General features: G+C 61.1%; 11 protein-coding genes and 3 pseudogenes. 4 read left to right on the forward strand and 10 right to left on the reverse strand.

The features are described from left to right. Window positions 1–222: 222 nt before the first annotated feature. A pseudogene (locus G9X64_RS30310) lies at window positions 223–297 on the reverse strand (BA14K family protein); the annotation flags it as partial. A gap of 159 nt (window positions 298–456) precedes the next feature. Here G9X64_RS30310 and G9X64_RS30315 point away from each other — a divergent pair. Next, on the forward strand, window positions 457–1482 hold the full coding sequence (locus G9X64_RS30315; RefSeq protein ID WP_171378030.1) for a sensor histidine kinase: 1026 nt from the start codon (window positions 457–459) through the stop codon (window positions 1480–1482). A gap of 17 nt (window positions 1483–1499) precedes the next feature. Continuing rightward, window positions 1500–1711: pseudogene (gene ligD, locus G9X64_RS30320) on the forward strand (non-homologous end-joining DNA ligase LigD); the annotation flags it as partial. A gap of 18 nt (window positions 1712–1729) precedes the next feature. Here the strand turns inward: ligD and G9X64_RS36810 are convergent. The 9 genes and pseudogenes from G9X64_RS36810 to G9X64_RS30355 all read right to left on the reverse strand — a co-directional run bounded on the left by G9X64_RS36810 (window position 1730) and on the right by G9X64_RS30355 (window position 9454). After that, window positions 1730–2008: a hypothetical protein gene (locus G9X64_RS36810; protein ID WP_246271078.1), complete on the reverse strand. Its 279-nt coding sequence runs from the start codon at window positions 2006–2008 to the stop codon at window positions 1730–1732. Window positions 2009–2017: 9 nt separating this feature from the next. Then, on the reverse strand, window positions 2018–2317 hold the full coding sequence (locus G9X64_RS30325) for a DUF982 domain-containing protein (protein WP_168315279.1): 300 nt from the start codon (window positions 2315–2317) through the stop codon (window positions 2018–2020). A 68-nt stretch (window positions 2318–2385) separates the two neighbouring features. Beyond that, window positions 2386–2859 (reverse strand): Hsp20 family protein, encoded by a 474-nt coding sequence (locus G9X64_RS30330; RefSeq protein WP_171378031.1) that lies wholly within the window; start codon window positions 2857–2859, stop codon window positions 2386–2388. A gap of 94 nt (window positions 2860–2953) precedes the next feature. Next, a pseudogene (locus tag G9X64_RS36815) lies at window positions 2954–3162 on the reverse strand (hypothetical protein). Next, on the reverse strand, window positions 3131–3412 hold the full coding sequence (locus tag G9X64_RS30335) for a hypothetical protein (RefSeq protein WP_171378032.1): 282 nt from the start codon (window positions 3410–3412) through the stop codon (window positions 3131–3133). Before G9X64_RS30335 ends, G9X64_RS36815 begins: the two are co-directional and overlap by 32 nt. 244 nt (window positions 3413–3656) lie before the next feature. Beyond that, a complete protein-coding gene (locus G9X64_RS30340) occupies window positions 3657–3929 on the reverse strand; it encodes a hypothetical protein (protein ID WP_171378033.1) in 273 nt (90 codons plus the stop codon). A 74-nt stretch (window positions 3930–4003) separates the two neighbouring features. After that, entirely contained in the window at window positions 4004–7267 is a 3264-nt protein-coding gene (locus tag G9X64_RS30345) for an error-prone DNA polymerase (protein ID WP_171378034.1), read from the reverse strand. Next, complete coding sequence (locus tag G9X64_RS30350; RefSeq protein WP_171378035.1) at window positions 7264–8775, reverse strand: Y-family DNA polymerase; 1512 nt, start codon at window positions 8773–8775, stop codon at window positions 7264–7266. The genes G9X64_RS30345 and G9X64_RS30350 overlap by 4 nt, the downstream gene beginning before the upstream one ends. Beyond that, a complete protein-coding gene (locus G9X64_RS30355) occupies window positions 8696–9454 on the reverse strand; it encodes an ImuA family protein (protein WP_171378036.1) in 759 nt (252 codons plus the stop codon). Before G9X64_RS30355 ends, G9X64_RS30350 begins: the two co-directional genes overlap by 80 nt. A gap of 167 nt (window positions 9455–9621) precedes the next feature. Here G9X64_RS30355 and G9X64_RS36820 point away from each other — a divergent pair, with 167 nt between their 5' ends. Both G9X64_RS36820 and dinB read left to right on the forward strand, forming a co-directional pair. After that, entirely contained in the window at window positions 9622–9885 is a 264-nt protein-coding gene (locus G9X64_RS36820) for a hypothetical protein (RefSeq protein ID WP_246271080.1), read from the forward strand. 3 nt (window positions 9886–9888) lie between these two features. Then, a complete protein-coding gene (gene dinB, locus G9X64_RS30360) occupies window positions 9889–10980 on the forward strand; it encodes a DNA polymerase IV (protein WP_171378037.1) in 1092 nt (363 codons plus the stop codon). Window positions 10981–11082: the final 102 nt, after the last annotated feature.

The raw sequence follows: 11082 nt of genomic DNA on the forward strand, positions 1-11082 counted from the left end.
TCACAAAACAGCCAAAAACGGAATCCCCTCCGATTCAACTAAATCCGGATACGCTCTAGTGCAAACGATCCGAGATTGGGGTAGCGTCAGCAATCCGCTTGTAATGGCGGTAACTCATATCCGCAAATGAGTCCTTAGAAGCGGCCCATCGTGGACTAACCGCATAATCTCGCCCGCGCTCGCGCCGCGGTCACGTGCCGCGCCGGATCCGACCGCGCCACGTCACTTTTCGCGGAGCCGTCGGCCCCCGGAATATGGCTGATATGTACTATCGGACGGCCGGAAGGAGCGGCGGGATTCCACGGCGCCGTTTGCCAGCAACGGGAGAGGCTTCCGGCATCCCCACTCCTCCGCAGCCCGATTGGAAATCACAGCGCGTCCCCGCGGGCGGACGGGTCCTAGAAACAGGATGATGCCCTTTTCCCTGTAGACCCTGGGAAGGATCAGGCGCACCATATGATTATGAAACTCTTTTCCAACTCCAGCCGCTCCCGAGAGCGCTTTCTCGAAGCCATCCTCCAAAGCGCGATCGAATATGCGATCATCTCGACAGATCTGGATGGCCTGGTGACCACCTGGAATGAGGGCGCGCGACGGATCCTCGGATGGGATGAGGCCGAGATGGTCGGCCGGCCTGCGGCCGTGATTTTCACCGAGGAAGACCGGCAGGCGGGGATTCTTCAACGGGAAATGACCGCTGCTTTGACTGAAGGTCATGGCAATGACGAGCGCTGGCACGTTCGCAAGGACGGCTCGTTGTTTTGGGCATCGGGTCAGATGATGGCATTGACGACGGATGACGGCGAAGTCGAGGGCTTCGTGAAGATTCTGAGAGATCAGACAGAGCAAAGAGAGAACGAGGAACGACAGCGCGTTCTGATGCACGAACTCTCGCACCGAATGAAGAATACGCTCACCGTCATTCAGGCTATCACCAGCCAATCCTTCCGAAACGCGAGCTCTATAGAGGATGCGGAACAGGCGATCTCGGCACGGATCAATGCATATGCCAAAGCGCACGAAATCTTGCTACAGCGGAATTGGCTGGGCGCCACCATGGCGGCGATTGTCGAGGCGACGGCTATCAATCTCGGGCTGGAGACGTCGGAACGGTTCAAAGCAAGCGGCCCTGCTGTTGAATTGGGTCCTCAGGCGGCTCTTTGCTTCTCCCTCGTGCTGCACGAACTTGTCACCAATGCCAACAAGTATGGTGCTCTATCTGGAGATACCGGGTATGTCGAAATCAAGTGGTCGGTGCGCGACGAGGCGGCCCACAAGCGCCTGAACTTCAGTTGGCAGGAGGTCGGAGGGCCGGCGGTAAAAGCTCCGAGCAAAAAGGGGTTCGGCTCCCGGCTCGTCAACTCGAGCCTGTCCGCCTTCGGGGAGGTCTCGCTTGATTTCGCGCCGGCAGGGCTCATCTTGAGGCTGGATGCGCCACTTCAGAAGCTGCAATATAAAAACTATTCCGACGCCGAGGAATAACCTGATTGCAAAGCTCCGTCCTGCCGCGATCGCCGCGGGCCCGTCCCGGCGCCACGGTGTCGACGCCGCTCAAATAGAGCCAGGTCAAGACGGATATAGATCCGAAGCGGTTTAAGATCCGCACGGTGCCTGCGCTTCTTCAGAAGACGAGCGCCTGGCAAGATTATTGCGACGGCAGCGCTCGCTCGAGCAGGCCATCAGGCGGCTCGCCAAGTCTATAAAGCAGGCCGCCTTAACGCACGATCCGTCAGACACCATAGCGCCGATCGAGTTCTCTGCGCGCGGACTGCACGTCATCGATCCAAACTGGCTCTGGGGTTCCCGGCAACTGCCGGAGCGCCGGCTGCGAATCGACAGCGTAAAAGTCCGAGGCCCAGGCCGCGAGGATCGCCCGCTTATCATCGACGGAAAGAGCCGGTGCTCTCACCACGTCGATTGGCCGCTGAACCTGTATACCCTGAAGCAGGACCGCTGGTCCTATCGCCATCGCATTGCTGGCGGCCTGTTGCAACATGTCGTGCGTCATCGGCCCACCTCACTGCACGTGTGGATCCCGGTCACGCCGCAGGCGTGAGGCCGCGATCATATTGGTTTCCGGCGCCAGCAGATCGTGTTTCTCGGCGAAGGCCGCAAACAGACCACGCGCGGTTTCTGCCTCAATCTCGCCACGCAATGCCGCGCTGCAGGCCTTGAGGGCAATCGCATGCGCGCTGTCCCTGAGTGACGTCGGCCACTCGGAAAGATGCCGGTAGGCATCCATGACGCTGCCAACCTCTGCGGGGAAACCAAGGCCGACGAGAATGGAAACAGGCTGTCTAAACATATCGGGTTTCATCGCTCACTCCTTCCCAACCCGGAATGTTGATGGGCGCCGTAGTGACGGCGCCCTGCGGACAATGCAGGTTAAGCCGCCTTGTGCTCTTCGATCTGCGCGGAAGCAGCAGACATCAAACCAGGAGCGCTCTCGATCGAGATCTTGCGCGGCTTCAGTGCCTCGGGGATCTCCCGAACCAGATCGATCGACAGGAGTCCGTTGCTGAGGTCCGCCCCGTTCACGCTGACATGGTCGGCGAGTTCGAACCGGTGCTCGAACGGCCGGCCGGCAATGCCGCGATGCAGGTAGCCCTCGGCAGCCGCTTCCTGCTTCTTGCCGGTGACCGTCAGTAGATTGGATTGGAAGGTGACGTCGAGTTCGTCCTGGGTGAAGCCAGCGACCGCGATTGAAATCCGGTAAGTGTCGTCGCCGGTCTTGACAATGTCATAGGGCGGCCAGTCGCTGATCGAACGGGCGCGCTGGGCGTTTTCCAGAAGATTGAAAACCCGGTCAAAGCCGACGCTCGAACGGTAGAGCGGTGCATAGTCGTAAGATGTTGCCATAGCCATATCCTCCTTGAGCAACATGGATAGGAAAGCAAGGCCAGCCCTCATTAGCGGCTGCCGGCAATCGATTTGGTTTTCGAGAATTTCGGATTCAAGAGTAGCGGCAGAAAAAAATTACTCGTTTTCGGCTTCTACGCGCCTTTGCTGGGATATTGCCTTGAATGGCATCGACACAGCGCCGCGATGTATTCCTTGCCGTCGTCGGTCGGCCATACGGCGACAAGAGCCTCAGCAACGTCACAGAGTGAGAGCAGCGAGGTCTTCGCTTCTATGCCAATCCACTATACCGACGGTTTGCACGAATAGCGCCCTTTGTTCGTAAGAAGCGACGCCCGACATGGATCGACGACCGCTTCACCAAGTTGGACTTCATGAACATCTCTGCGAGCCAGCCTGCCACACCGCCAATATGATGACGTTGTAGGTTGCGATCCGTCCATCCGACGAGATGCGCCTCTTCCACGAGAAGCTGGATGGCGAAATCAACGGTCTGGTCGAGTTCGACCTTTCTTTCAGGGGTCTCTGGACGGGCGGTCAGGGGATCGATCATGTCAAGATCCTTGTGCGGAGAGAAATGAAATCGCTGCCGACGGGTTGGGTGCTCGCCTGGCGGTTCGTCGCCCGCACCGAGAAACCGGAAAAACCGGTGCGTCCACCATCTCCGTCATGTCCGCTTGACACGCCGCGGTCTCGAAATCTGTAACCTCCGATGATGACCAAGGTTCCACGAAGGTTTGCGGGCGGGTTCAAACTGTCACTGTCGTTGACGTCGAAGCCCCCTTCCCATCTAGCGCTCATGCCGAAACACGAAGAACGACATAGGGCAGACGGTCACGAAGAACATCTTTCCAGGTGCCGCTCATGCTTGATCCTCCGGCTGCGGGCGAATCCCTCGGCATAGCCCCCCAGGTCGGGCAATGGGTTGACGTCCGGGTGAGCCGGGCGGCGCCCTCGTCCGGTTCGGGATCGGGGAGCGGTTCTTCGCCAGGGAGGCGATCGGGGTCTGGTGGATTGTCGAGTGGTGGCGGGGATGGCGGCGGCACGACTGGCTCGAATGGAACTGACATCTGGCATTCCTCCTCTTCGCTTGTGAACGTGGTGAATGCCGGCAAGTTCCGGAAAGGACGGCGACCTCCTTCGATCAGTGGAAGTTCCGGCTTTTCACCTTCAAGGTGTGGATGTGGAGATCCGGAATGAAGATGTCCTTCGGCTTTGCAGCCGCCATCCTGTCCCGCGAATCCGAACTTCCGGGCGACCCATGCGCGAACTCGTCTCCCCTGCCCGTCGGCAGCCGGAATTCGGCATCGCGGTCAGCCAGCCCGGAAAGATCGGCGGACAGATCGAATGCCTGCTGGGCCACAAGATGAACGACGTCGCCTTCGCGCTGAATTCTCCCGTTGATCGCTATCATCGATGCCCCGAGGACAATGCGACGGCGCTGCTCGAAGAGCTTGGGCCAGACGACCACGTTGGCCGGACCAGTCTCGTCTTCGATCGTCATGAAGATGACGCCCTTCGCGCTGCCGGGTCTCTGTCGAACAAGGACAAGGCCAGCAGTCATCAACCAGCGACCATCCCGCGCGTTCATGGCTTCCGCGCAGGTGACGATCTGACGTCCCATCAAGGCCTCCCGCAAGAAGGCGACAGGGTGTTCGCGTAGCGTCAACCCGATGTGACTGTAATCCTGGACAACGTTGTGCCCTTCCGTCATCTGACGGAGAGCAACCGCAGGTTCCTTCTGCTCGGCGATCGCCCTCGCCTCGCGTTCGGAGGCGGCTGCAAAAAGCGGAAGTGGTTCGTCCCGCAGGGCCTTGATCGCCCACAAGGCGTCTCGCCGCTGCAGTCCCAGAGACGGCAGGAAGGCGTCGGCCTCGGCGAGCTCGACCAGAGAGGCCGCCGGGATGCCGGACCGCCGCCACATGTCATCGATGCTTTCAAATGGCTGATCGATGCGGGCAGCCACGACGCGCGCGGCATCGGCAGCGGCAAGTCCGCGCACCATGCGCATCCCGAGGCGGACCGCGTGACGGTCGGTATCTCCGATACGCTCAAGCGTGCAGTCCCAGCGGGAGCGGTTGATGCAGACGGGACGGACTTCGACCCCGTGGTTCCGAGCGTCACCGACGATCTGGGCCGGCGCGTAAAATCCCATCGGCTGCGAGTTCAGCAGCGCCGCGCAGAAGACGTCCGGGTGGTGGCATTTCACATAGTTGGATGCGTAGGCGATCAAGGCGAAGGACGCCGCATGAGATTCGGGGAATCCATAGCTGCCGAATCCTTCGAGCTGGCTGAAGGTCTTCTCTGCAAACTCGGCCGTGTAGCCGTTTTTGATCATGCCGGATACGAGCTTGTCCTTGAAGCGCGAGACGCCGCCGGTGAACTTGAAGGTCGCCATCGACTTGCGAAGCTGGTCGGCCTCGCCGCCGGTGAAGCCCGCACAGACCATCGCGACCTTCATCGCAGACTCCTGGAAGAGCGGAACACCGAGGGTCTTGCCGAGAACGGCCTCCAGTTCCGGCGTCGGATAGACGACCGCCTCCTTGCCTTCCCGGCGGCGGAGATAGGGATGCACCATGTCGCCCTGGATCGGACCAGGTCGCACGATTGCGACCTGAATGACCAAGTCATAAAACGTCCGTGGCTTGAGCCGCGGCAGCATCGCCATTTGCGCTCGGGACTCGATCTGGAACGTCCCCAAAGTGTCGGCTTTCCGGATCATCGCATATGTCGTCGGATCCTCCTGGGGGATCTTCGCCAGATCAAGATGTTCGCCCTTGTGTTCTCGGATGAGGTCGAAGGCCTTCGCCATGCAGGTCAGCATCCCGAGCGCCAGCACGTCGACCTTCATGAATTTGAGCGCCTCGACGTCGTCCTTGTCCCATTCGATCACCTGCCGATCGACCATTGCGGCGGGTTCGATCGGAACGAGATCGTCGAGACGGTCATGCGTCAAGACGAAGCCGCCTGGATGTTGCCCCAGATGCCGAGGAGCCCCCATGAGCTGCTGTGCAAGCTTGAGGGTCAATGCGAGACGGCGGTCTTCCGGATTCAAGCCCTGCTCTCGAAGACTGCGGTCGCTGACCAGCTCTTCCGACCACGCCCACATGCCCGAGGACAGGGCCTTGATGAGGTCCTCGGGCAGCCCCAACGCCTTTCCGACATCCCTGATCGCGCCCTTGGCTCGATATCGCGTGACCGTCGAACAAAGCGCGGCCTTATCCTTGCCGTAGGTCTTGTAGATCCATTGGATGACCTCTTCGCGCCTCTCATGTTCGAAATCAACGTCGATGTCCGGCGGCTCATCGCGCTCCTGGGAGACGAAGCGTTCAAATAGAAGGTCGTTGGTCGAAGGGTCGATGCTGGTGATGCCGAGGATGTAGCAGACGGCCGAGTTCGCCGCCGACCCCCGCCCCTGACAGAGGATGCCTTGAGACCGGGCGAAGCGGACGATCGAAAAAACGGTCAGGAAGTATGGGGCGTACTTCATTGTCCGGATGAGATCGAACTCGTGACGGACGATCTTGAGAACCTCCGGCGGCAGGCCTTCCGGATAGCGGTTGGGCACGCATTCCCAGACATAGTGCTCGAGGGATTCCTGCGGCGTCTTGTCTGGAAGGATCGCCTCTTCGGGATACTGGTAGGTCAGCTCCTCCAGGGAGAACCGGCAGCGGCCGACGATCTCAATCGTTCTCGCCAGCGCCTCGCGGTAACTTGGAAACAGTCTCTCCATCTCATCGGGTGGCTTGACGTAGCGGTCGGCATGTCGCTCGCGCTGAAAGCCGACGTCGTCGATCGTGGTGTTGTTGCGGATGCAGGTAACGATGTCCTGAAGCTGCCGCCGGCCCGGCTCATGGAAAAGAATGTCATTGGTGACAACCGTCTTCACCCGATGTTTGACGGCCATATTCGCCAACGCGTGCAGCCTTAGCTGGTCGTTTGGACGGCGCCGGAGACAGAGCGAGACGTATGCCCCGTCTCCGAAGATCTCCGCCATCTTGCGAAGTTGGGCGGCGCAGGCTTCATCCGGGAGGTCGGGCACAAGGATACCAAGGAGGCCTTCGGAATAAAGGGCGACGTCGTCGAGGTTTAGGATGCAGTTCGCCTTGCCGCCTCTGCCCTTGCCGAGCGTCAGCAAGCGGGTCAGGCGCGAATAAGCCGAACGATCCGTGGGATAGACGAGGATCGACATGCCGTCCTGCAGATCGAGCCGGCAGCCGACGACGAGGCGGACGCCCGTCGCGCGGGATGCTTCCAGCGCTCGCACGATGCCTGCCAGAGAGTTTCGGTCGACGACGCCCAAAGCGTCGATGCCGAGTTTCTTGGCGGTCGCGAAGAGCTCGTCGGCCGAGGACGCGCCGCGAAGGAAGCTGAAATGCGTCGTGACCTGGAGCTCGGCGTATCTCATCCGAATATCCCGTGCATGAACCACTTATGGGAGCCCGTTTCGGGATCGATGCCGTCGCCGGAGCGAAAGATCCAATATCGTTCGCCGATCTCGTTTTCGACGACGAAGTAGTCGCGCACAGCCTCGAATTCGCTGTCGCGCTTCCACCATTCGCCGAACACACGCTCCGGCCCGTCCGCGCGTTTGACGCGATGGCGCTTGCCGCGCCAGGTGATGCTGGCAGGCGGATGGTCCGGCAGCAGAGCTATCGCCTCGATCGGATTCGGACGCGCAAACAGCCGCACAGGCCGCCGCCAATGGTGGACCCAACCCTCCGTCACCTCCTCGCCGACGGCGGCGATCCGCTGGACGCTACGCTCTGGAACGTCGGAAGCGACTGGCGCGACCCGGAAGACGCGCTGGCCTCGATTGCCGAGGACGTCGATCAGCGGGGTGATGTCGGCGTCCTCGTCGTCGACAAGCGAAGACGTCTTCTGCTTCTCCTCGAGCGGTTCCGACATCACCGCGACGAGGGTCAGCATTTCGATCCCGAAACCCGGCTCGATCTTCTCCGTCCGGTCGCGGAACAGCTTCGTCAGCCACGCGACATCTCGCACTGGCTTGGCGGTTCCCGCTCTGATCGCTTGGCGAGTACCGTCCACCTTCTCGACGATGAGGTCGGTGCGACGGACGCCAAGACCCTTCCGCTGAAGTTCGGCGACGAGTTGAACAACCAGCCGTCCGACATACTTGTTGATCGTCTCCGGCGCGCCGATCGGTTCGGCGAACGCCCGGCTGACCTCGACGAGTTCCGGGCTACGGATGGGATCTATTGGTTGGCAGACGCGACCGAACATCTGATCGAGACGGCGGCCCACTTCCGGTCCGAAGCGAAGCGCCAAGGGCGCGCGCGGCGTCGCCGAAAGCTCCCCTATTGTCCGAAAGCCTAGCGTGCGCAGGTCGCCGACGATTTTCTCGGGCAGCCGCAGCAGCGAGATCGGAAGGCGTTCGACGGCCCGGATAGTCTCCCCACTCGGGACGACGACGGTTTCCCGGTTGATGGCACGGGCGCATGCGTGGGCGGCACCCCACGTGTCGGCGATGGCGACCCGTGTTGTCAGGCCCTTGGCGCGGAAGCGGTTGGCGATGCTCGTCAACATGCGCTCCTCGCCACCCTGTAGATGGTCCGCGCCCTCTGTATCCATGACGATGCCGTCTGTCGCGTCGATGGCGACAATCGGCGAATACTGACTCAATGCCCATATGGTGATGCGCTCGAGCGCCGCTGCATCGGCGGCGGCATCGGCATCGATCATCCGGAGACCCTGGAAGAGCGCCTGCGCCTTGGCGGCCGCCATGCCTACATGGATGCCGGCCTTCCTGGCTGCAGGATCGGCGGCCGACACCCAGCGTTTGGAACCGCTCTTCGAAATGACGGCGATCGCCTCCTCAGCGGGAATAGCGGGATCGGCCCGCCTGATCCTGTCCGTCGGCAGATCGGGAAAAAATATCGATACGACCCTCGGCATCGCAGGCTCCTACTTCGAACTCGGCGCACTCACCCGCTTTCACCCTCATCAGTTCCAGAAGCCATCTCGCCCGCCCGACGCCGGGAACCGGCAGATCCTGGCTCGGGATGGCGCTCACCCTCCAGCGCGTCGTCGACGCCGTCGGCTGGCCGAAGTCGCTGGCCTCGGTCTGCCGTCGCCACCGCCGCACTGCAAGCGCCATCGTGCCGCTCTTCTCGGCTGCGAGTTGCAGCCGCCGAGACGCGGCCATCGGCAGACGGACGATCTCGCCGATCACCGCCCCGAGGCCGCCGTATGAAAGGCCCTCCTCCATGTTCGCAAGGACGTCCTCCTCCTTGTCAGACTCGACAAAGACGACACGGTTCGGATGAAGACCCCCCTGCGCCAAGGCCGGGAAGAACAGGTCGGGACGTGTCAGGCACCAGACGACCTTGCCTTTGGTACGGGCGGCAATCCCGGCCACGAACAGGGCGGCGGCCGCCCCGTCGACAGTGCCGGTACCGCCGCCGGCGCACTCGTGCAGCGCCCCATAGGCCAACCCACCGCCCGGAAGCCGCTCGTCGATCTGCGCGATACCGAAGGGCAAAACGCCTCGGCTGCGCCGACCGGCGCTTTCCAGGTGCGCGATCTGCTCACGCAGCCCGTCGAGGACGGCGTTTGGGGCGACGGCTGACTTCATGATCTCGGGCAACCCGTTTTCGGCTTGAGTAACAGCAATATGTTCTGTATTTGTTCCTATGGCGCAAATGAGTCAATGCGCATGTAACCCGCTGAAGTTGAGCACGGATGCAAAGCAGAAAAATCGCCAGCGGATTCAATCGGATGGCGAGGAAGGAATATTTTCGGATGCGCCGAACGCGTCTTGTGGACGATGCGAGCCCCAGACTGAAAGATCACCAGGTCCCGGTGGTCGAACTCATCTGCCGTATCTGCGATCGCCATTGTGCACATGAGCGCAAAACGTTGGTGAGAGCGTTTGGCGCAAGTGTCAGCTTCGCGGAAATCCGCCGACGCATGGCCATGGGCTGCGAGCGGATGCAGTCGACCAAGGGTGACAAGTGTGGGGCACACTTCCCATGTTTGAGTAATGGTCTCGCTGATGGAAGCTAGATGATGACAGGCGAAGGCAACCACGCACGCCCGCGCAAGATCGTGCATGTCGACATGGACGCTTTCTACGCCTCGGTCGAGCAGCGCGACAATCCGGAACTGCGTGGCGTGCCGGTTGCCGTCGGCAGTCCTGCCGCCCGAGGCGTCGTGGCGGCCGCTAGCTACGAGGCCAGAGCCTTCGGCGTCCATTCCGCCATGCCGTCGGTGACTGCGCAGCGGAAATGCCCGGATCTTGTCTTCGTCAAGCCGCGCTTCGACGTCTACAAGGCCGTCTCGCTGCAGATCCGGGCGATCTTCGCCGAATACACGCCGATGATCGAGCCGTTGTCGCTCGACGAGGCCTATCTTGACGTCACCGAAAACCTGAAGGGCATAGAGATTGCGACCGAGATCGCCGAAGAGATCCGAGCGAGGATCAAGGCGGCGACGGGGCTCAACGCGTCGGCGGGAATCTCGTACAATAAATTCCTGGCCAAGATGGCAAGCGACCTCAACAAGCCGAACGGACAGGCCGTCATCACGCCAAAGAACGGACCCGCCTTCGTCGAACGGCTTCCCGTCAAGAAATTCCATGGCGTGGGACCGGCAACGGCCGAGAAGATGCATCGGCTCGGGATCGAAACAGGAGCGGACCTGAAGGAGAAAACACTCGACTTCCTCGTCGAACATTTCGGGAAGTCAGGACCGTATTTCTATGGGATTGCTCGCGGGATCGACAATCGCCAGGTTAAGCCTGACCGTGTGCGGAAATCAGTCGGCGCTGAAGACACATTCGCGGAGGACATCCATTCCTATGAACCCGCGCGCGAAGGGCTTCAGCCGCTAATCGAAAAAGTCTGGAGCTACTGCGAGGCCAATGAGATCGGCGCCAAGACGGTGACCCTCAAGGTCAAATATGCCGACTTCAGCCAGATCACCCGCAGCAAAACCGTTCCGGCACCTCTGCCGGCGATCACCGATCTTGAGGAGGTGGTCGCTCTGCTTCTCGCGCCGCTCTTCCCGCCGCGAAAAGGCATACGCCTGCTCGGCGTGTCGCTGTCTTCCCTGGAACGGCGAAGGTCCGAAACGACGCCGCAGCTGCGACTGGCGCTTTAGACGCCGAGGGATGGCTGACGGCCCCAAGTTGGAAATAATTTCCGCTTTGCGCCCTCATGCACGAACCCGCTTCGCGGGAGAGAGTGCGCGGCGAGTTTCGCA

Origin of the sequence: Rhizobium sophorae, from assembly GCF_013087515.1 — a bacterium.
Classification (GTDB): Bacteria; Pseudomonadota; Alphaproteobacteria; order Rhizobiales; family Rhizobiaceae; genus Rhizobium; species Rhizobium sophorae.

What these genes read in the sequence shown, in the direction of transcription:
- G9X64_RS30315 (WP_171378030.1), top strand. Translation starts at nt 457, where the DNA reads ATGATTATGAAACTCTTTTCCAACTCCAGCCGCTCCCGAGAGCGCTTT.
- G9X64_RS36810 (WP_246271078.1), bottom strand. Translation starts at nt 2,008, where the DNA reads ATGACGCACGACATGTTGCAACAGGCCGCCAGCAATGCGATGGCGATA.
- G9X64_RS30325 (WP_168315279.1), bottom strand. Translation starts at nt 2,317, where the DNA reads ATGAAACCCGATATGTTTAGACAGCCTGTTTCCATTCTCGTCGGCCTT.
- G9X64_RS30330 (WP_171378031.1), bottom strand. Translation starts at nt 2,859, where the DNA reads ATGGCAACATCTTACGACTATGCACCGCTCTACCGTTCGAGCGTCGGC.
- G9X64_RS30335 (WP_171378032.1), bottom strand. Translation starts at nt 3,412, where the DNA reads ATGATCGATCCCCTGACCGCCCGTCCAGAGACCCCTGAAAGAAAGGTC.
- G9X64_RS30340 (WP_171378033.1), bottom strand. Translation starts at nt 3,929, where the DNA reads ATGTCAGTTCCATTCGAGCCAGTCGTGCCGCCGCCATCCCCGCCACCA.
- G9X64_RS30345 (WP_171378034.1), bottom strand. Translation starts at nt 7,267, where the DNA reads ATGAGATACGCCGAGCTCCAGGTCACGACGCATTTCAGCTTCCTTCGC.
- G9X64_RS30350 (WP_171378035.1), bottom strand. Translation starts at nt 8,775, where the DNA reads ATGCCGAGGGTCGTATCGATATTTTTTCCCGATCTGCCGACGGACAGG.
- G9X64_RS30355 (WP_171378036.1), bottom strand. Translation starts at nt 9,454, where the DNA reads ATGAAGTCAGCCGTCGCCCCAAACGCCGTCCTCGACGGGCTGCGTGAG.
- G9X64_RS36820 (WP_246271080.1), top strand. Translation starts at nt 9,622, where the DNA reads ATGCGCCGAACGCGTCTTGTGGACGATGCGAGCCCCAGACTGAAAGAT.
- dinB (WP_171378037.1), top strand. Translation starts at nt 9,889, where the DNA reads ATGACAGGCGAAGGCAACCACGCACGCCCGCGCAAGATCGTGCATGTC.